Consider the following 20,637-nt stretch of genomic DNA (forward strand, 5'->3'; position numbering starts at 1 on the left):
AAAAAAAATGTAAATCTATCTCCGCTAGTCGATAGAAATTCGTTAAGATCGTAGCAATTTAAACATTTTACTTTGATCTTTTCGAGCTGGACATAAAAAAGTGTTTGTCCCCGCGATTAAAGTCAACGATATAGACAATATTTAGGTAGCCAAATGATCGATTCAGAAGGTTTCCGACCGAATGTCGGGATCATTTTGGCAAACGATGATGGACAGGTTTTATGGGCAAAGCGCATTGGTCACAATGCTTGGCAGTTTCCACAAGGAGGCATTCAGTTTGGAGAAACCCCTGAACAGGCACTTTTTCGAGAACTGAGAGAAGAAATCGGCTTATTGCCCGAACATGTCCAGATTATTGCGCAAACCAAAGGATGGCTGCGTTATCGTTTGCCACATCGGTACATTCGGTCAGACTCTGACCCCGTATGTATCGGACAGAAACAAAAATGGTTTTTACTGAAGTTAACTGCGCATGCAAAAAATATTCAGTTAAACCTCTCCGACCCACCCGAATTCGATGAGTGGCAGTGGGTTAGCTATTGGTATCCTCTTGGACAAGTGGTGAACTTCAAGCGTGATGTTTATCGCAAAGCCATGGTGGAGTTGTGTACACAGTTGCCGATGCAACAATTACCCTAAAAATCATTTATCTAGCAAATGATTTTTGTTAAAAGTGCTGTTATAAATACATTCATAGTCTAAAAAAATACTGGAGTATACATCCATGTCAAACATGCAACTCGACACTCTACGGCGCATTGTCCAAGAGGTTAATGCGTCCGTCAGTTTGCATGAATCGTTAGACATTATGGTCAATCAGGTTGCTGAGGCCATGAAAGTGGATGTTTGCTCTATTTATTTGCTCGATGAACGAAATCAGCGCTATGTCTTGATGGCTTCAAAAGGCTTAAATCCTGAGTCTGTCGGCCATGTTTCACTACAATTAGGTGAAGGCTTGGTAGGTCTGGTGGGTCAACGCGAAGAAATTGTTAACCTGGACAATGCCCCAAAACATGAGCGTTTCTTGTATTTACCTGAAACAGGCGAAGAAATTTACAACTCATTCCTTGGCGTACCTGTCATGTATCGCCGTAAGGTTATGGGTGTTTTGGTCGTCCAAAACAAACTTCCTCAAGATTTCAGTGAAGCTGCCGAGTCCTTTTTAGTTACGCTGTGTGCCCAGCTTTCTGGTGTTATTGCCCACGCACACGCAGTTGGAAATATTGATGTATTTCGTAAACCAAGTAATGGCCCTGCCTATAAAACCTTTCAAGGCGCTTCAGGTGCAGGTGGGGTTGCTTTAGGTCGCGCTATTATTTTATATCCTCCTGCCGATTTGGGCTCAGTACCCGACCGCGAAGCAGAAGATATTAGCGATGAACTTCGAATTTTAGATCAAGCCATTTCATCAGTTCGTTCAGAGATTCGCTCTTTAGATGAAAAAATGCATGATTCATTAATGGCAGAAGAACGCGCTTTATTTAGTGTTTTCTTAAGAATGCTAGATGAAAATGCGTTACCGGCCGAAATTAAAGAACTCATTCGTGATGGGCACTGGGCACAAGGTGCAGTACGTCGTGTCATTGAAAAGCACACTGCCCTATTTGCACAAATGGAAGATGACTATCTTCGTGAGCGAGTTTCTGATCTTAAAGATTTAGGGCGTCGTATTTTAGCCTCTTTACAAGAAGAAGATTCTAGCCACCGCGAGCTTAGTCCAGACAGTATTTTAATTGGCGAAGAAATTAGTACTGCGGCACTCGTAGAACTACCTGTAGACAATATTGCAGCAATTGTAACCTCAGAAGGTGCAGCCAACTCCCATATGGTGATTGTTGCCCGTGCATTAGGTATCCCAACAGTGGTTGGTGTAACTGAACTGCCTGTGAATACCCTTGATGATGCAGAAATGATCGTGGATGCTTATCAGGGCCGTGTTTTTGTAAATCCTCCACGTCGCTTACGCCAACGTTATAAAGAAATTCAAAAAGAAGATGAACAGATTGCAAAAGATCTCAAGCAATATGAGACAAGAGAAGCGATTACTCCAGATGGTGTATCTGTTCAGCTTTATGTGAATACAGGCCTGATGATTGATGTCGTGCGCGGAGTACAACGCGGCGCTCAAGGTGTGGGTTTATATCGAAGCGAAATTCCATTCATGTTACGGGAACGTTTCCCCGGTGAAGAAGAGCAGCGTGCAATCTATCGTCAGCAGTTAAGCCATTTTGCCAATAAACCTGTGGTGATGCGAACCCTAGATATTGGTGCCGATAAAGACCTGCCTTACTTCAGTATTGAAGAAGAAAACTCGGCATTAGGATGGCGTGGTATCCGTTTTACACTTGACCATCCAGAGATCTTTTCGGCGCAAATTCGCGCAATGCTCAAAGCCAGTATTGGTTTAAATAACTTGCATATTCTATTGCCAATGGTCACAACCGTAAGTGAAGTCGAAGAAGTACTTTATTTACTTGAGCGTGACTGGATTGCAGTGCAAGAGGAAGAACAAGTTAAAATTACCAAACCAAAAATCGGGATTATGGTTGAGGTGCCAAGCGTATTGCTACAAATTGATGAGTTTGCCGAACTCGTCGATTTCTTCTCTGTTGGTTCAAACGACTTAACCCAATACTTACTCGCGGTTGACCGTAATAATCCACATGTGGCAAACGTTTACTCGCATTTCCATCCCTCTATTCTACGTGCTTTAACACGCTTGGTTAAAGAATGTCATGAACACAAAAAACCAATCAGTATTTGTGGTGAAATGGCAGGTGATCCATTATCGGCAATCTTGCTCATGGCAATGGGCTTTAATACCCTTTCGATGAGTTCGAGTAACATTTTGCGAGTACGAAAAGCAATTTGTCATGTACCAATGACAGATGCACAAAAATTACTTGATGATGTTATGAAAATGAATAATCCACTCATTGTGAAAAGCTGGCTCGAGTACTATTTCAAAACTCACGGCTTAGCAGACATGGTCAAATCAAATCGAATTGTAAATGTTTAATATCTAATAAAAAAGGAGAGCAATGCTCTCCTTTTTTATTTCAAATAACTTAATAAGACTAAATATATAAATTTCTTTCCATTCTTGTTCACCTTGCTTTTTTAAACAAAAATACAATCGGTTTTTTAAATCAATATTTACAATTTAATCCATTTGAAAAATAAAACTTCTACTTTTACTATGTTTAAAGAGCGTTATTAAAAGATCTTACGTTGTTCCAGCAATTGAAGAGGTAATTCTATGCATCATTATTTACAGCCTTCAGCTTATTTTTCCTTTTGTTTTTTAACCTTCATCCAGTAAATTGGAGGAATAACAATTAAAGGAATCTGATGCATTATTGAATAAAAATGATGGGCCAACATCTTAGTGAAAAGAATTTTTTAAACGGTTTCTCTCACCATTTGTTTACTCATTTCTTTATTTGATAAACATGAGTTTTTAACCCAGAAGTCCAGGAAAATGAGCCCTATTACTTTATCAAGAGCTCAATAATTATTACCCAGAGAGAATATAACCATGTCAGACGAATCAAAATGTCCTTTTTCAGGCCATAAATCAAAACCAGAGGTAACGGTCGGTGGTGGCACGCCTAGTTTACATTGGTGGCCAAAACAATTACGCGTTGACTTACTGAATCAGCATTCAGAACGTTCTAATCCACTCGGTAAAGATTTTGATTACCGTAAAGAATTTAACAAACTCGACTACTATGCCCTCAAAGCGGATATCAAAAATGTATTAACCGATTCTCAAGATTGGTGGCCAGCCGATTGGGGAAATTACACAGGCTTATTTATTCGATTAGCATGGCATGCTGCTGGTACATATCGTATGGGCGATGGCCGCGGTGGTGCTGGTCGCGGTCAACAACGTTTTGCACCATTAAATAGTTGGCCTGACAATGCGAGCTTAGATAAAGCACGCCGTTTGCTATGGCCAGTTAAACAGAAATACGGTCAAAAAATATCGTGGGCTGATTTATTTATTCTTGCCGGTAACATTGCGCTTGAGTCTTCTGGTTTTCGTACCTTTGGTTTTGGTGCAGGTCGTGAAGATGTCTGGGAACCAGACAACGATGTAAACTGGGGCGATGAAAAAGAATGGTTAGCTCATCGAAATTCTGAAGCATTAGAAGGCAGCAACCTCGCTGCAACCGAAATGGGTCTAATTTATGTAAACCCTGAAGGCCCTCAAGCCAGTGGTGACCCAAGATCGGCTGCACCGTTTATTCGCGCGACTTTCGGCAACATGGCAATGGATGACGAAGAAATTGTTGCTTTGATTGCAGGCGGTCATACTTTAGGTAAAACCCACGGTGCTGGTTCTGCTGACCATGTGCAGGCTGATCCTGAAGGTGCACCAATTGAACAGATGGGCTTTGGTTGGTCAAATAGCTTTGGTACAGGTGTTGGTAAAGACGCGATCACTTCTGGCTTAGAAGTGATTTGGTCACAGACTCCAACACAATGGAGCAACTACTTCTTTGAAAACCTTTTCAAATACGAGTGGGTACAAGAACGTTCACCTGCTGGTGCAATTCAATGGGTAGCAGCAGATGCTGAAGCGATCATCCCTGATCCGTTCGACCCATCAATCAAACGTAAACCAACAATGCTGACTACAGATTTGACCTTACGTTTTGATCCTGAGTTTGAAAAGATCTCTCGTCGTTTCCTTAACGATCCACAAGCCTTTGCCAATGCTTTTGCTCGCGCTTGGTTTAAATTAACTCACCGCGATATGGGACCAAAAGCACGTTATTTAGGACCAGAAGTTCCTGCTGAAGATTTAATTTGGCAAGATCCATTACCTGCTGCTAGCGTTATTCCATCGGCTGCAAGCATTGATGATGCAAAAGCAAAAATCGTTGCACTAGGGCTATCTGCTGGTGAGTTAGTTTCTCTTGGTTGGGCTTCAGCCTCAACTTTCCGTGGTGGAGACAAGCGTGGTGGCGCAAACGGCGCACGTATTGCGTTATCGCCACAACGCGAATGGGAAGTAAACAAAAAAGCTGTTGAGACTTTAACTAAAATTGAAGAACTCAAAGCCTCAACTCAACTGTCATTAGCTGATTTAATTGTGCTTGCAGGTAACGTTGGCGTAGAGCAAGCTGCTCAAGCGGCAGGTTTCAATATTACCGTTCCATTTGCCGCAGGTCGTGTTGATGCATTACAAAGTCAAACTGATGTCGAGTCTTTCCAATTACTTCTCGGCCTTGCCGATGGTTTTAGAAACTGGAAAAAAGACGGCGTCGGCGCATCAACTGAGGCATTATTAATTGATAAAGCACAAAAACTGACTTTGACTGCACCAGAGTTAACAGCATTGATTGGTGGTTTACGTGTACTGGGCACTAACTGGGATGGTTCACAACACGGTGTATTCACTCAGCGAGTTGGTGTACTCAGCACAGACTTCTTTACGAACTTACTCGACATGTCTACTGTATGGGCACCTGTTGATTCATCAGGTGAAGTATTTGAAGGCAAAGACCGTAAAACAGGCACAGTAAAATTTACCGCAACACGTAATGATTTAGTGTTCGGTTCAAACTCAATCTTGCGTGCACTTGTAGAAGTTTATGCTCAGGAAGATGGTAAAGAAAAATTTGTTCAAGACTTTGTCGCAGCATGGACTAAAGTTATGAATCTTGATCGTTTTGACTTAGCTTAATTTTAGTCAAAATAATAAAAAGCCAGTTCAAATTGAACTGGCTTTTTTAACTTAAATATAAAATGATGCACTTTTACACGGTCAATTTATGCCCTTCTCGAATACAATAAAAAGGATTCGCAAGTTTCGATGAAGCTTTAATTGCTTGCCCTAATGCATGTTCAGGATCTTCTCGATCTTCATCAGTCAACTGAAAAGTTCGATAATGAATCGCAACAGACCGATGTGCCTGTAAATCGAAGTGCGCATGTAGCGCATCTTGTGGATTCATATGTACATAACTCATCAGTTCACGTGGCTCATAAGCCCCGATTGGAAGTAAAGCAACCCTTGGCGCGCCATAACGTGCATGAATTTGCTTAAAATGACCTGCATAACCTGTGTCACCCGCAAAAAAACAATGACCAGTTTTAGCAACAACCGAAAAGCCGCCCCAGAGTGCTTTATTCTGGTCACGTAGACCACGACCTGAGCCATGCTGTGCAGGCGTATAGATTATTCTTAATTCATGATAGGGAATTTCTTGCCACCAATCCATCTCAATCACATGAAACTCTTTTGGTAAATAAAAGCCATTCCCGAGTCCAGTATAAATCGGCATTGCGAATTTTTTATGTAACCACTCAAGTGTAGCCAAATCCATATGATCATAATGATTATGGCTGAGTAGAACACCATGAATAGTCGGTAATTGTTCTAGCGCAAAACCTGCCGGACACACACGTCGTGGACCACGGCCATGTGAAGGGCTTGCATAATCACACCATACTGGATCTGTAATAAAGTTATAAGGGCCGATCTGAATCAATACGGTTGCATGACCAACAAACCAAACTTGCCAATCATCTATATCTGCCTGAGGTCGATTTTGAGGTAGTGTCACAGCCGTATTTACACGAGCATCATATTCATTTTGAATATCCACTTTCCATGTAAAAGACTCGCGTGTGACTAACCAACGCAATAGCTCTTTTGAGCCACGAGCAGGTAATTTAGGTTGTTGATTATAAAAACGTGTATCAGATTCACGCCCTGACTCGGGATGATAAAAAGGAGGTTTTATCCATGTATGCGTCCAACAGGACTGAGTCGGCAATTGATATGTTAATGTCGGCTTGTCTTTCATGGGCTTTTCTATGTTTTAGCATCGGCAGAATGGATGTGTTCAGGTTTCTATCTTAACGATTAAAACAAATTAAGCTATGGCACTTACACTTATTTATCATATAAATATCCCTTTTATTGTGGTCACAGCCAACATAATTTGAATTAGATTGCCATAAAAAATACATAGATGTGTTGGGTTTATGCTTCGATAATTACGATTCTTATTAAGAGCACTTGTATAACATAACAATAATAAGTCACGTGAAGTTGTCAGCGAGTTACTCTGCCCTACCTTGATAGGCCGTACTTTTCTAATTTAAAATCTTTTAACAGCTGAGGAAACAAAATATTTAGTAACAATTAAATTTGATTCAGTCTGACACGATTTATATTTTATAACTTTAATTTATTCTTCTTCATTTTTGCATAATATGAGAATTACCCACATGAATATTTAAAACATTTAAATTTTTCTTTGATTAAGTAAAAATAATGTATTTAAATACTAATAATTAATATATTTAATGAATTACTAGAACTTATAATTCTATATTAAATGTTTAATGAAAATTAAAATTCCATTTATTTTATAAATACCTAAAGTACCTTCACGCTATATCCCTTTATGCTTTATACTTCACATAAATCATAGTAAGACATTTTTTGGATTAGTCTTATGGAACTACGCCACCTCCGATATTTCATTACCGTTGCTGAAGAATTAAATTTTAGTAAAGCCGCTCTTAAACTTTTTACCGCACAGCCCTCTCTTAGCCAACAGATTAAAGATTTAGAAGAAGATGTTGGTGTACGACTTTTAAATCGCACGAAACGTAAAGTTGAGTTAACCGAAGAAGGTGAAGTGTTTTTAGAACATGCTCGCCTAACTCTTGCTCAAGCTGAAAAAGCAGTTGCTATGGCACGACAAGTTTCTAAAGCCAAACAGCAACAGTTGCGTATCGGTTTTGTCCCCATCGCAGAAATGAAAATTTTCCCTTACGTTCTTCCTAATCTACGACTACAACACCCCGATCTCATCATCGAATTATCTAACTTAAACAATACTGAACAACTTAAAGCTTTAAAAAAAGGTGAGTTAGATATTACCTTTACTCGAGAAAACACGGATAGCGATGATATCCAAAGCCAATTTGTTTTGACTGAACCTCTGATTTTTTTACTTCCTAAAAATCATCCACTTACTCAATATGACCGCATTCCTGTCCACGCTTTACACGGCGTTGATTTTATTATTCCCGCTGCCGAGCAGTCACAAACATTACATAACACGATTTTAGACTTTGCCAAAACACACAATATTGACCTGAACATTGTTCAAAAAGCGGATAGCATGTTGTTTAACATTAACTCTCTTGGCTCTGGATTAGGTTGTACAATTTTACCCGCCTATGTTGCACCTTTAGGAATCAAAAATACTGTAGTTCGCCCGCTCGATATCGAATTACCAACACTCGATTTATTCGTAAATTACCGTAAAAATTCACAGTCTTTAGGTGTTCAAAAGTTTATTGATCAACTCACTAAAGTGTTTCATCTGGATAAAAATTTAAATCAAGCATAATTGGGAAAACTATATTTTTATTTTTAAGCATATGATTAATAAGAGCACTTTTATAAAAAGTATAAGTAAATATTATTTTTATTTATTTTATACTTTTTATAAACAGTTTAGTCCGCGATTTTGCTCTATTTTACTTACAAGGTAAAAGAAAATATTTCTTAAATATAAATGAAAATCTTGAAATAAAATCTATATAAAACTAGATATTATTTTCACCATTCAATAAAAAATAATATATTTACCACGTAGTAAAAGGAGATTAGGAAAAAATGGTTGCAGTATTTCAACATCTTGGACGTAGTGTACTAAACCGCCCTCATTTCTTTATTGCTTTATTCATGGGATTTATTACAGCAGGTATTCTGACATGGTTAACTGCTTGGAAGTGGTCAACTATTTTATTAGTCAGCTGGAATACCTCCATTAGTATATATTTACTACATGTCTGGCAGCTCATGAAAAGTGCTGATCATTCACAAATGCAACAGCAAGCTAAAAAACAAGATGAAAGCAAATGGGTCATTATGCTGATTGTTTTATTGGCCTTAGCCATGTCTTTAGTTGCTATTTTAATACAGCTCTCCCAACTTCCTTCTGATCATTCTGCCAAGTTAGGCCATGTCGCTTTAGCTTTACTTACCATTGTTTCTGCATGGCTTTTTATGCATACCGTTTTTGCTCTGCATTATGCCCATGATTTCTATATGGCTTTGTCTAGAAATGAAGAAAGTGGTGGTTTAGATTTCCCTGGCACAGAACATCCGACTTACCCCGACTTTTTATATTTTAGTTATATTATTGGTACTTCTGCTCAAACTGCCGATGTTTCGATTACCACCAAACACATGCGTCTTTTAAACTTATTTCACGCAGTGTTGTCTTTTGGGTTTAATACCACAATTTTAGCGATCTGTATTAACGTTGCTGCTGGCTTTCTTACCAACTAAATTTTTTTATTTGCCGAATATAAAAAAGCCATCCTTTTGGATGACTTTTTACTTAAAAGTTTAGCTGGAGAAAACTGCACCTAGTGTTTGCAAACTTTTACGTTGTTTGATGTTTTCCACATAGCGAGTAATGACAGGATGGGATTCAATCATACCCATTTTCAATTGCCATAAAAGCATTGCTCCAACGCTTACATCAGCAGCAGTAAATTGCTCACCACATACATACGGGTTTGCTTCACTAAGCCCTTGCACTAAAGCTTGGTAAGCATCGTTGTAATCGCCATAGCCAACAAACATTTTTTGCTCAGGTGATACTTCTATTCCAAGGGCTTTATCAACACCCGCAGCTTCCCATGGGCCTGCCATCACAAATAACCAGCGATAGTACAAACCACGTTTTGGATCACCTAGTGCAGGAGCCAATCCCTTGTCAAAAAATTTATCAGCCAGATAAGCACAGATTGCGCCTAGCTCATAAATCACAACATCGCCATCTACCAATACAGGCACTTTTCCAAAAGGGTTAATTTTTAAATATTCTGGTGATTTCATTTCGGTTCTGTATGCAACCTCAATACGCTCACATTCAACACCTAATTCGGCTAAAAGCCAGTCGATCACAACACCACGTGACTCTTTGTTAGTATAAAGTTTAAGGCTCATTTTTATGGCTCCTTGTTTATCGTGGGTTCTAGTCTACAAAACCTCTTTGTCAGTTTTTGTCAGTAGTCTGCGATTCTTGTGCCCACCACTGCTGAAATAATTGTTGCTTAAATGATGGGTATATTTCTTGGCTTAAACTCAGCTGTTGAATACGATCTATTCTAAAATGTCGAAAATCTTGTCTGAGTTCACACCATGCGGCCAACACAATTTTGTCATTAAAATATCCCAAGGCAAAAGGCCACAAAGTTCGAACACTACTCCGTTGTTGCTCATCAAGATAATGCATCGAAATTTTGACTTGCTGCCGAATAGCTAAACGCACCTGTTCGACTTGATTTTCATCCACAGGCAACCATGTATTAAACGCTCTTAAGGTCGTTTGCTGTAACAAATATTGGCGATGTTCAGGTAAAACAGAATTCAATTTAGCTAATAGAGATGTAGATGCCGATTGTAACGATTGATCTGGCACACTTTTCAACCAATACAATGCTAAGAAAATAGCTTCGACTTCATTTTCATTGAGTGTCATTGGTGGTAATAGAATATCTTCTTTAAGCTGAAAACCTATACCTGCCGATGCCTCAATTACTACTCCCTGCTCACGTAAGCTATCGATATCTCGGTAGACACTTCGTACGCTTATTCCCATACGCTCAGCAAGAACTTGCGCCGTGATTGGATAACGCGCTTCACGAAGTTGTTGTAAAAGGTTTAATAGACGAATAGAACGACTCATTTTTCTCTTCTTATTGTTATTTAAATTCAAATAAGGGGGAATTATATCCCCCTCGTGCTGCTTTAAATTACACTAAATCTACAGCAGGTAACTGAGCATAACCTTTTAAAAAGTGATGAAGCTCTTGAACATCTTTAGCAATTGTTAAAGGTTTGAATTGTTGGAGCACTTCAACCGAATGAACCCCATAACCCACACCAATACGTGGCATATCTAACCGCTGAGCCATCTCAAGGTCATAGCTACTATCACCAATCATTACCGCACGTTCAACACTTACGCCAGTGACTGTTAAGATTTCTTGTAACATGAGCGGATCTGGTTTCGATCTGGTTTCATTGGCTGCTCGAGTCACATCAAAGAGATGAGTACTCTGTGTTTTTGCGATTACACGATCTAGTCCACGACGGTTTTTACCCGTTGCGACTGCAAGTTTTAAACCTTGCGCTTTTAAATCATGTAGTAGCTCAGCAACACCATCGAACCATGCATCATTTGTAGAGTTTGCAATATAGTGATCGCCATACGCCTTTAAAATTGAATCATGTAACTCAGGCGCTTCTGGAAATAGGGTTTGCATGACTTCAGGTAAGCCTAAACCAATAATGCTTTTTGCTGCTTCATCGGTTAAAGGCAATTCATGTTGTTCTGCGGCATGTTGCAAGCTAGCAACAATCTGTCCAACAGAGTTATATAAAGTCCCATCCCAGTCAAAAATAACTAATTCGGTTTTTAGACTCATTTTGCCACTCTCAAAGCCTTTAATAACTGGGTCATGTCTTCTGGTAACGGCGCTTCAATCGGTGGATAGCCCGGAATATCTAAACGCATTGCGTGTAAACATAAACGACGTGCTTCAGGGCCAGAGTACTCGGTCGTGTGTCCATATTTATCATCACCAATCAAAGGGTGTCCAATGCTTAAACCGTGCACACGGATCTGATGAGTACGACCTGACAAAGGCGACGCATGGACCAATGTCGCATTCTTAAAGCGCTCTGCTACCACCCATTCGGTTTTACTTGGTTTGCCATCTTTAGTCACACGTACACGACGCTCGCCATTTGCCAGCTCATATCGTAATAAAGGCGCATCAATTAGCTGTTTGTCTAGGCTCACTTGGCCTTTAACAATTGCAGCATAGGTTTTACGGATTTTGTGCTCACGCAACATATCTTGTAGTTGTTTTAAGGTGCTACGTTTTTTACTAATCATGACCAGACCTGAAGTATCCCGGTCAATACGATGAATAAGTTCTAAATATTTTTTGCCTGTTGCTGCACGTAGGGCCTCAATCAAACCATATGCCATACCACTGCCACCATGGACAGCAATACCTGAAGGTTTATTAACAACTAATAGCCCTTCATCTTCATAGACCACACGGCTTAATAAGCCTTGTGCTACACTATCACTGACGGGAGCGGCTGTTTCATCTTTTTGTTCGTAACGAATTGGAGCAACACGAATCTGATCGCCAATCTCAAGTTTAGTCTCTGCTTTAACACGTTTTTTATTTACTCGAACCTGACTTTCACGAATCAAACGATAAATACGACTTTTAGGTACACCTTTTAAACGCGAGAACAGGAAATTATCAATTCGTTGTCCTGCTTGATGTTCATCCACCTCAAACCAAGTGACACTTTGCCATTGCTGTGTAGAATTCATACTAATATTTAAACCTGAAATTTTGCTAAATTTGATTAATAAATGACCGTTTAGCTTAGTTTTTTCACAAGAAATCTAAGCTTAGCCCATAGGCAGATGCTGCAAGGTTTGATATAGTCAGCGCACGGATACCGCCGTAAGTGAACATCTAATAGGGAATTTCCCTGATTGAAACCTCAATCAAAATGATGCTTTCACCATCAGCTCGGATAGGTCCTAAAGAATTATGCCGACGCCGAAGGCTTATTATATCGGCAAAATGACAAACTGTTGCGTTTAATTCAGTTTGTTCAAAAAAATATGTTACCAACTCTAGTTGGTTATGGAACGTAAACTGATACACATCAGACAAATCGCTCCTTAATGTTGCCTTCAGGCTAAAGCGTTGATGCATTGGAACTGCCGAAAGCACCGATACGATGAACATTCCGTATCAAACTTCCAAAAAGAAGTCACTTCGCGCACAATGACAGTGAAAGTCATTAACCAATGCACCGCTCACCCGCCAGTGAAGCACTAAGGAAGTCTGATTTAAAGGTTGAAGCAGTATTGCCTACATCACAGACGAGAATCGAAGTTAAGGCTAAATGTAGCCGGTAACAGATGACTCAGACCACAAATATTTTGAGATCTGGGAAATGATCCGTCATGTTCGATGTTCGTTCAGAACCTTTAAGTTTGTGCGATATGTTTGTGTGGGTCACTATTAGGTGTCACACCCATGAAACGTATGTTGATTAATGCAACTCACGCAGAAGAAGTCCGCGTTGCACTTATCACTGGTAATCGTCTTTACGATTTTGATTTAGAAAATCGTACCCGAGAACAGAAAAAATCCAATATCTATAAAGGCCATGTAACCCGCGTAGAACCTTCTTTAGAAGCTGTGTTTGTTGAATATGGCGCAGGCCGTCAAGGCTTCTTGTCTATGCGTGAAATTGCGAATAGTTATTTCCAAGCAGACCCGCGACAAACTTCAAACATTCGTGAACTCATCACTGAAGGTACTGAATTACTTGTTCAGGTTGAAAAAGAAGAACGTGGTAATAAAGGCGCTGCCCTTTCTACATTCATCTCACTTGCTGGACGTTATTTGGTTCTTATGCCAAACAACCCGAAAGGTGGCGGTATCAGTCGTCAAATTTCAGGTTCTGTACGTGAAGAATTAAAAGAAATTTTAGCTTCTTTAAATTTACCTCGTGGCATGAGTGTTATTGTGCGTACCGCAGGTATTGGCCGTACTCAAGAAGAATTACAGTTAGATTTACAGCATTTGCTTGACCTCTGGGCACAAATCCAAGGCACTGCAAGTTCTGGTCCATCTCCAATGCTTGTTCACCAAGAAGCTGGTGTAGTGACTCGTGCTATCCGCGATTACTTACGTGATGACGTTGCAGAAATTTTAATTGATAGCGAACAAGCCTATAACGAAGCGTATAACTTTGTTAAAGCAGTTATGCCACGTCAATTAGACAAACTTAAAACTTATACTTTAAACGAGCCTTTGTTTGCTCATTTTGGTATTGAAAGCCAAATTCAAACTGCTTACGAGCGTGAAGTAAAACTTCCTTCTGGTGGTTCAATCGTAATTGACCAGACTGAAGCTTTAGTTTCAATCGATATTAACTCTGCGAAATCGACTCGTGGACATGACGTTGAAGAAACTGCGCTTAATACAAACCTAGAAGCAGCAGAAGAAATTGCTCGCCAACTTCGTCTTCGTGACATTGGCGGTTTAGTTGTTATCGACTTCATCGATATGACTAAAGAACGCAACCAACGTATGGTTGAAGCAAAACTTCGTGAAGCAACACAAAGCGACCGTGCACGCATTCAGTTTGGCCAACTCTCTCGTTTTGGCTTAATGGAAATGAGCCGTCAACGCTTACGCCCATCACTTGAAGAAGCAACTGGATATGTTTGCCCACGCTGTCATGGCACAGGCATGGTTCGTGACTTACGTTCACTTTCGCTTTCAATTATGCGTAAAGTAGAAGAAATTGCACTTCGTGAACGTCATGGTGAAGTACAAGTAGAAGTTCCTGTTGAAATTGCAGCGTTCTTACTCAATGAAAAACGCCACAGCCTTGTTTACTTAGAGCAAACTTCTAGTGTTCGTGTGACTATTTTACCTCACCCACACTTAGAAACACCTCACTATGAAATTCAGTACAATCCAGATGGATTTGCACCATCTAGCTATGAACGTACTGAAGCAACTCGTTCAAGTGAGAAAGAGTTAGGTTATGAATCTTCTGAATGGCATTTAGAAGAAGCAGATCATGGCCATACTCATGCGGCTCCTGCTGCAAACACTGCCGGACAAAAGAAAGTAAATCAATCAGCTCAACCTTCTGCTGCTCAATCAAGCACTCAAAAAGCGGCAAGTCCTTGTGCATGGTTAGAGAACCTTTTTGTTCAAAAACAAGCTAAAACTGTTGATCAATCTCGCTCGGCACAAAATGCTGCTGCTACAATTGAACAAATGGTGAATACGGGCGCTGTAAGCCGTGGCCAGTTTGGACAAGTCGTAGTACCAGCAGTTGCTGAAGTGGTTTCGGCTCCATCTAACAATGCTTATATTTCACAATCTCCTGCTAAACAGGAAGTTCGTGAGAATGTTGAAAAAGACGACAATAAAGTACAACAACGTCCAAACAACAAAAAACGTAAGCATAAAGAGCAACGTGAACAACATCACCATGCTCAAGAGCCACAACAACAGCAACCGCAACAACCACAACAGGTTCATGAAGAAGTTGTACAATTATCACGTCAAGAACAACGTGAGTTAAAACGTCAACAAAAGCGTCAGCACCCAGATCAGCCACATCCACAACATCAAAATGATGGACAACAAACTGAAAATGCTGTGCCGCGCCGTGACCGTAATAATCAACGTCCGAACCGTCCAAATCGCCATCGCGATCCAAGCGTATTAAATGAAAATCAAAATGCGCCCGCACCAGTAGTGGTTGATGAGAAACAAATTAAGGTTGATTTGATTGATGCTCCAAAGCATGAAGTCATGAATACAGCCTTAGTGATCAATGTTGATCAGGCACAAAGCGAAATTATTGCTTTAACTCCTGACCAACCTGTTGAACGCACTGAAACAGCACCTGTTGTTGAAGTCGCTCAAGAGTCAGCTCCAGCCCCTGTTGCTGTTGTAGAAGAGACGGTAGCTGCTGAAGCAGAAGAAACGACGACTCCTCCAGCAGACAACAAAAATCAACCGCAAATTCAACGTGCGAGTAATGACCCTCGTATGCGTCGCCGTGAACAACGCAACGCAAAACGTGCTAAAGCTGCGGTACCATCTATTGCCCCATCGCAAATTCCAACTTTGGCGCAATATACGATTGGTAGCTTGATTCGTCATGTTTATGGTGAGGACTGTACAGTATTGATTGAACAGTTTGGCTTAGTCCCAACATTTAATCGTGCATTGCAGAAATTTGCAGAACAGTATGCAAGTACTCTCGTAACCGAAGTCGCGTCTGATGATGAAGACAAGAAACCTGTTACTCGTGATGCAGAGCTTCCAAGCAACAAGCCATCACAAGAAGCAGAGCCTGCGCCTGTACTTCCATTGACGCCACAAAAAGAGCAAACACCGCGTGTTGCTAATGATCCACGTGAGCGTCGTCGTTTAGCAAAACTTGCTGCTGAACAAGCTTTTGAGCAAGTTAAACAACAACACTCTGCACCGGAAGAAGCTACTCCTGTAGCTCCAGCTGTTGAAGAAACTGTTGTTGCCCCTGCTGCAGAAACGCAAGCACCTGTTGAGTCAAAACAACAACCGCTTGAGCTTGATCAGGTGAGTGAAGTAGCGCAAAGTGAAACAAGCGAAAAAACACCAGCTGAAACTGTGGTTGAAGCTCCGGTTGTAAAACAACCGAAAGCATCGGCAAGAGCAAAAGCAGCCGCAGAACAAGCTGTAGCACCAACAGAAACCACTGCTGAGGTTGAATCAGAAGATTCTAAGGCGGATCTGGACAAACCAAATCGCCCACCTCGTCGTCCTCGTGGTCGTCCACCAAAGAAAGCAAATCCTGTAGCTGAGTAAATCATTTGCTCAATTGCAACTAATTTAAACAAACCTAGTCATTTCGATGACTAGGTTTTTTTTGTTATTTTTAACCAATTAGGTTGATTGCACTAGAAGAAAAGTTTTAAAAGCATGGTGAACCATGAAAAATACTGTACTTTTGCCAACGCAACCTTTTTTGGATTGATCGAAAAATAAATAGGATTGATATGAGCCAGACAACACAGACCGATATCATTACGCTTGGTGATGTTGCCACAAGACTTCCTAGCTTCATCCCCAAAGTGCCCCATATCCTGAATGGTCTTAAACAGGCTTACTTAAGAACAGCAAATACACCAACGGGATTAGGTGTCGCTTTTGAAAAAGCTGTTAAGCGAAATCCGCAAGGCATTGCATTATTATTTGAAGATCAAAGTTACTCATACGAAGCTTTAAACGAATGGGCTAACCAGATTTCTCATTACTATCTCTCTCTCGGCGCACGTAAAGGTGACGTGATTGCGGTAATGGTTGAGAACCGTTCTGAACTCATTGCCACAATTGTAGGCTTAGCTAAAATTGGGGTAACTATTGCGCTTGTTAATACCTCTCAAGTAGGTAAGGTCCTCGCTCATAGCATCAATCTTGTAAAACCAATTGCCGTAATTGCGGGTGAAGAAGTTCGAGCTGTAATTGATGAAATTCGTCAGGACTTAAATGTTCCTACAGACCGTTTCCATTGGTTTGCAGATCAGGCAACACGTCAAGATGCGGGAACCGCGCCTCAAGGTTATGCCAATCTTGCAATAGAAATTGATCAATTTCCAAAATTTAACCCATCGACTACGCAATCTGTTCATGGCAATGATGGCCTGTTTTATATTTATACTTCGGGCACAACAGGCTTACCAAAGGCTGTTATTTTCAAACATAGTCGCTGGACGCTCGCATATGGCACCTATGGTCACATTTTAAACCTTGGTCCAGCTGATGTGATGTATGTCACTTTACCGCTGTACCACGCAACGGGTGTCGTCGTGTGCTGGTGTGGGGTGATTGCAGGAAGTTCTACCCTTGCAATTCGACGTAAATATTCAACCAGCGCGTTCTGGAAAGATGTTCAGAAATTTAATGCCTCTGCAATTGGCTATGTAGGAGAGCTTTGCCGTTACTTAATGGATGCTCCTCCTACAGAAATTGACCATGCCCACCGCGTAACCAAAATGATCGGTAATGGCATGCGTCCAAACATCTGGGATAAGTTCAAACAACGTTTTGGTGTCCAAGAGGTTCTTGAGCTTTATGCATCAAGTGAAGGCAATGTTGGCTTTAGTAATATTTTTAACTTTGACAACACGGTAGGCTTCTCTCCTACGCCCTATGCCATTATTGAGTTTGATAAAGAGAAAAACGAACCTGTACGCGATAAAAAGGGTTGGTGTAAAAAAGTTAAGGCAGGTGAAATCGGTTTGCTAGTCGGTAAAATTACCAGTCGCTCACCTTTTGATGGCTATACAGACCCAGAAAAGAATAAATCTGTGATTATGAAAGATGTCTTTAAAAAAGGTGACTCATATTTCAACACAGGTGATCTTGTTCGTAATATTGGTTTCCGTCATGCCCAATTTGTTGACCGCTTAGGAGATACCTTCCGCTGGAAAGGCGAAAATGTATCTACTACTGAAGTTGAGAACATGGTTTGTGAGTATGACAAGATCGCTGAAGCAGTGGTTTATGGTGTAGAAATTCCAAATACGAATGGTCGTGCTGGTATGGCAGCAATCACACTTGCTGATGGTGCTGAGTTAAATGACGCTGATTTAACAGAAATGGTCACTATATTTAAAAAATGCCTACCTACTTACGCAGTACCTGTGTTTTTACGTGTACAAGCTAAGGTTGAAACAACAGGTACTTTTAAATATCAAAAGAATAAATTGAAGGAAGATGCGTTTAATCCAGGCAAAACTTCTGAACGTTTACTCGCTTTATTACCTGGTGCAAACAGTTATTGTGACGTCACAACTGAAATTTTTGACAATATTCAGGCATATAAATACCGTTTTTAGTTCATTTTTTAACTAAACAAGAGGAAATCGTGCTTTTTATAGGCAATCATGCAAATGTTTTTGAATTACCTCTTGTGTTAGTTGAATAACTTGCTAAAATACGCGACATCAAAACGATACGGGTCGTTAGCTCAGTTGGTAGAGCAGCGGACTTTTAATCCGTTGGTCCCGCGTTCGAGTCGCGGACGACCCACCACCTATCTGTTTTGAACCTATTTGGGTCGTTAGCTCAGTTGGTAGAGCAGCGGACTTTTAATCCGTTGGTCCCGCGTTCGAGTCGCGGACGACCCACCAAATTCTAAAAAGCCTCTCACTGCGAGAGGCTTTTTTTATTGTTATCGTATTTTAGTTTTATGACTAAAAGATGACGATGCATTTCTTATATAAAACTTCTTTAACCCAGTTCATAAAGATTTCTAAACGTTTAGGAATATAACTTCGGTTCGGATACAAAATATTAAGTGGCAATGATTGAGCAGTATATGCGCTTAGCACTTCAACCAAAATTCCTTGCTCAATTTTATCCTGAACATCATAGTAAGGTAGTTGAATAATCCCCAAACCTGCACAAGCAGCTGCAATATAGGCTTCTGTATTATTTATACTTAAAGCACTATCCATCATCACTGTTCCATCTTGATATAAAAATATACCCTGTTTTTCCCCTACAGCTCCTGCGTAGTTAATAAGCTTGTGCTGAGATAGATCTTCTAATTGTTCAGGCATACCATATTGTTCTAAATAATGGGAACTTGCACAGTTCACCATAATCAAGTTGCCAACAAACTTCGCGATCAAACTACTATTATCTAGCTGCCCCACCCGAACAACGCAATCAATTCCTTTTTCGATCAAGTCAGTGATGTCATCTGAGCTATTCAGTTGTAAATGGATATCTGGATAGCGATTATAAAAATCGGGAAGTTCAGGAATAATCACTTGATGCACGATTCGGCTGGGCATTGAAACTTTTAGCGTGCCACGATAATGCTGCTTTTGCGCCTGTATAAGTTGTTCGAGCTGTTCATAGTCAAATAATAGATTTTGGCATTCGGGCAATATTCTTTGTCCATCTTGGGTAAGACTGACTTTACGGGTAGTACGATGAAATAAGCGTACTCCATAGTGAGTTTCAAGTTGCTGAATTGCACTCGTCACTGTCGAGCGGGGTAAATCAAGCTGATTTGCCACTTCACTAAAGCTTTGTCGTTTAGCGACTTCTGTGAAAATAAAGAATTGCTGCAACCGATCCATTTAATTGTTCGTATTTTCTGAATAGTTAAACCAAACTAGCATAATTGATCAAAAATTACCGCCAATCTAGACTAAAAAAACATTAGAACAAGTCATCATAGGAACAATCATCATGGCAACTCACACTCTGAAAGATAAAGTTGTACTGATTACAGGCGGTGCAAAAAACTTAGGTGGACTCATTAGCCGTAAATTTGCAGAACAAGGCGCAAAAATCGCAATTCACTATAATAGCGCTGAAACTCAAGCAGATGCAGAACAGACACTCGCAGAGGTAACAGCATTCGGTGTAGACGCCGTTTTAATTCAAGCAGACTTAACGGATATTGATAATATTGAAAAGCTCTTCTTAGACACGAAGCAACATTTTGGTGGAATTGATATTGCCATTAATACAGTTGGAAAGGTTTTAAAGAAATCGTTTTTAGACACCACAGAACAAGAGTTTGATAGCATGAGCGATATCAACTCAAAAATTGCCTATTTCTTTATTCAGTCGGCGGGTCGTCATTTAAATGACGGCGGAAAAATCTGTTCAATCGTTACCTCTCTTCTTGCAGCTTACACTGGACTCTATTCAACCTATGAAGGCTTAAAAGCACCTGTTGAACATTACACCCGCGCTGCATCAAAAGAATTTGGTGATCGCCAGATTTCTGTGACTGCTGTTGCGCCAGGTCCTATGGATACACCATTCTTTTATGGACAGGAATCTGCCGAGGCAGTGGCTTACCATAAATCAGCTTCAGCTTTAGGTGGATTAACCAAAATTGAAGATATCGAACCTTTAGTTCGCTTTTTGGTGACCGACGGATGGTGGATTACCGGTCAAACAATATTTGCAAACGGCGGCTACACCACTCGTTAAAAT

General features: G+C 40.4%; 14 protein-coding genes and 2 tRNA genes. 10 read left to right on the forward strand and 6 right to left on the reverse strand.

Translation table 11 applies throughout. From position 1 onward, the window contains the following. Nucleotides 1-153: 153 nt before the first annotated feature. From OD757_RS13810 to katG, 3 genes are all read left to right on the forward strand, one after another. Nucleotides 154-639 (forward strand): RNA pyrophosphohydrolase, encoded by a 486-nt coding sequence (locus tag OD757_RS13810; protein ID WP_004794866.1) that lies wholly within the window; start codon nucleotides 154-156, stop codon nucleotides 637-639. A gap of 85 nt (nucleotides 640-724) precedes the next feature. Then, the gene (ptsP, locus tag OD757_RS13815; protein ID WP_034678987.1) at nucleotides 725-3,019 is read left to right on the forward strand and encodes a phosphoenolpyruvate--protein phosphotransferase; all 2,295 of its coding nucleotides are present in this window, start codon (nucleotides 725-727) and stop codon (nucleotides 3,017-3,019) included. A 519-nt stretch (nucleotides 3,020-3,538) separates the two neighbouring features. Continuing rightward, complete coding sequence (gene katG, locus OD757_RS13820; protein WP_263032224.1) at nucleotides 3,539-5,695, forward strand: catalase/peroxidase HPI; 2,157 nt, start codon at nucleotides 3,539-3,541, stop codon at nucleotides 5,693-5,695. A 73-nt stretch (nucleotides 5,696-5,768) separates the two neighbouring features. Here katG and OD757_RS13825 read toward each other — a convergent pair whose 3' ends face one another. Beyond that, nucleotides 5,769-6,821: an MBL fold metallo-hydrolase gene (locus tag OD757_RS13825; RefSeq protein ID WP_263032225.1), complete on the reverse strand. Its 1,053-nt coding sequence runs from the start codon at nucleotides 6,819-6,821 to the stop codon at nucleotides 5,769-5,771. A gap of 657 nt (nucleotides 6,822-7,478) precedes the next feature. Here OD757_RS13825 and hcaR point away from each other — a divergent pair. Next, on the forward strand, nucleotides 7,479-8,384 hold the full coding sequence (gene hcaR / locus OD757_RS13830) for a DNA-binding transcriptional regulator HcaR (RefSeq protein WP_263032226.1): 906 nt from the start codon (nucleotides 7,479-7,481) through the stop codon (nucleotides 8,382-8,384). A gap of 269 nt (nucleotides 8,385-8,653) precedes the next feature. After that, entirely contained in the window at nucleotides 8,654-9,331 is a 678-nt protein-coding gene (locus tag OD757_RS13835; RefSeq protein ID WP_263032227.1) for a DUF1345 domain-containing protein, read from the forward strand. Nucleotides 9,332-9,391: 60 nt separating this feature from the next. Here OD757_RS13835 and OD757_RS13840 read toward each other — a convergent pair whose 3' ends face one another. The 4 genes from OD757_RS13840 to OD757_RS13855 form a co-directional block, all read right to left on the reverse strand. Then, complete coding sequence (locus tag OD757_RS13840) at nucleotides 9,392-9,997, reverse strand: glutathione S-transferase family protein (RefSeq protein ID WP_263032228.1); 606 nt, start codon at nucleotides 9,995-9,997, stop codon at nucleotides 9,392-9,394. A gap of 49 nt (nucleotides 9,998-10,046) precedes the next feature. Continuing rightward, the gene (locus tag OD757_RS13845) at nucleotides 10,047-10,739 is read right to left on the reverse strand and encodes a helix-turn-helix transcriptional regulator (RefSeq protein WP_009393201.1); all 693 of its coding nucleotides are present in this window, start codon (nucleotides 10,737-10,739) and stop codon (nucleotides 10,047-10,049) included. A 67-nt stretch (nucleotides 10,740-10,806) separates the two neighbouring features. After that, nucleotides 10,807-11,481, reverse strand: coding sequence for an HAD-IA family hydrolase (locus OD757_RS13850; protein WP_263032229.1), 675 nt, complete (start codon nucleotides 11,479-11,481; stop codon nucleotides 10,807-10,809). Beyond that, complete coding sequence (locus OD757_RS13855; protein ID WP_009392985.1) at nucleotides 11,478-12,410, reverse strand: RluA family pseudouridine synthase; 933 nt, start codon at nucleotides 12,408-12,410, stop codon at nucleotides 11,478-11,480. The genes OD757_RS13850 and OD757_RS13855 overlap by 4 nt, the downstream gene beginning before the upstream one ends. Before the next feature lie 721 nt (nucleotides 12,411-13,131). On the opposite strand from OD757_RS13855, the gene OD757_RS13860 reads away from it, so the two are divergent. The 4 genes from OD757_RS13860 to OD757_RS13875 all read left to right on the forward strand — a co-directional run bounded on the left by OD757_RS13860 (nucleotide 13,132) and on the right by OD757_RS13875 (nucleotide 18,806). After that, a complete protein-coding gene (locus tag OD757_RS13860; protein ID WP_263032230.1) occupies nucleotides 13,132-16,479 on the forward strand; it encodes an Rne/Rng family ribonuclease in 3,348 nt (1,115 codons plus the stop codon). A 191-nt stretch (nucleotides 16,480-16,670) separates the two neighbouring features. Further along, nucleotides 16,671-18,512, forward strand: a complete 1,842-nt coding sequence (locus OD757_RS13865) for a long-chain-acyl-CoA synthetase (protein WP_263032231.1) — start codon at nucleotides 16,671-16,673, stop codon at nucleotides 18,510-18,512. Between the two features lie 120 nt (nucleotides 18,513-18,632). After that, a tRNA-Lys gene (locus tag OD757_RS13870) sits at nucleotides 18,633-18,708 on the forward strand. A 22-nt stretch (nucleotides 18,709-18,730) separates the two neighbouring features. Beyond that, nucleotides 18,731-18,806: transfer RNA gene (locus OD757_RS13875), tRNA-Lys, on the forward strand. A gap of 63 nt (nucleotides 18,807-18,869) precedes the next feature. Here the strand turns inward: OD757_RS13875 and OD757_RS13880 are convergent. Next, nucleotides 18,870-19,766: a LysR family transcriptional regulator gene (locus OD757_RS13880; protein WP_263032232.1), complete on the reverse strand. Its 897-nt coding sequence runs from the start codon at nucleotides 19,764-19,766 to the stop codon at nucleotides 18,870-18,872. Nucleotides 19,767-19,878: 112 nt separating this feature from the next. On the opposite strand from OD757_RS13880, the gene OD757_RS13885 reads away from it, so the two are divergent. Continuing rightward, on the forward strand, nucleotides 19,879-20,634 hold the full coding sequence (locus OD757_RS13885) for an SDR family oxidoreductase (RefSeq protein WP_263032233.1): 756 nt from the start codon (nucleotides 19,879-19,881) through the stop codon (nucleotides 20,632-20,634). Nucleotides 20,635-20,637 lie beyond the last annotated feature (3 nt).

Source organism: Acinetobacter sp. AYS6, assembly GCF_025630795.1.
GTDB lineage: Bacteria > Pseudomonadota > Gammaproteobacteria > Pseudomonadales > Moraxellaceae > Acinetobacter.

Bases quoted from the DNA above. Each gene is read 5' to 3' on its own strand.
- ptsP (WP_034678987.1), top strand. From the start codon at position 725: ATGTCAAACATGCAACTCGACACTCTACGGCGCATTGTCCAAGAGGTT.
- OD757_RS13825 (WP_263032225.1), bottom strand. From the start codon at position 6,821: ATGAAAGACAAGCCGACATTAACATATCAATTGCCGACTCAGTCCTGT.
- OD757_RS13850 (WP_263032229.1), bottom strand. From the start codon at position 11,481: ATGAGTCTAAAAACCGAATTAGTTATTTTTGACTGGGATGGGACTTTA.
- OD757_RS13845 (WP_009393201.1), bottom strand. From the start codon at position 10,739: ATGAGTCGTTCTATTCGTCTATTAAACCTTTTACAACAACTTCGTGAA.
- OD757_RS13835 (WP_263032227.1), top strand. From the start codon at position 8,654: ATGGTTGCAGTATTTCAACATCTTGGACGTAGTGTACTAAACCGCCCT.
- hcaR (WP_263032226.1), top strand. From the start codon at position 7,479: ATGGAACTACGCCACCTCCGATATTTCATTACCGTTGCTGAAGAATTA.
- katG (WP_263032224.1), top strand. From the start codon at position 3,539: ATGTCAGACGAATCAAAATGTCCTTTTTCAGGCCATAAATCAAAACCA.
- OD757_RS13860 (WP_263032230.1), top strand. From the start codon at position 13,132: ATGAAACGTATGTTGATTAATGCAACTCACGCAGAAGAAGTCCGCGTT.
- OD757_RS13885 (WP_263032233.1), top strand. From the start codon at position 19,879: ATGGCAACTCACACTCTGAAAGATAAAGTTGTACTGATTACAGGCGGT.
- OD757_RS13865 (WP_263032231.1), top strand. From the start codon at position 16,671: ATGAGCCAGACAACACAGACCGATATCATTACGCTTGGTGATGTTGCC.
- OD757_RS13855 (WP_009392985.1), bottom strand. From the start codon at position 12,410: ATGAATTCTACACAGCAATGGCAAAGTGTCACTTGGTTTGAGGTGGAT.
- OD757_RS13880 (WP_263032232.1), bottom strand. From the start codon at position 19,766: ATGGATCGGTTGCAGCAATTCTTTATTTTCACAGAAGTCGCTAAACGA.
- OD757_RS13810 (WP_004794866.1), top strand. From the start codon at position 154: ATGATCGATTCAGAAGGTTTCCGACCGAATGTCGGGATCATTTTGGCA.
- OD757_RS13840 (WP_263032228.1), bottom strand. From the start codon at position 9,997: ATGAGCCTTAAACTTTATACTAACAAAGAGTCACGTGGTGTTGTGATC.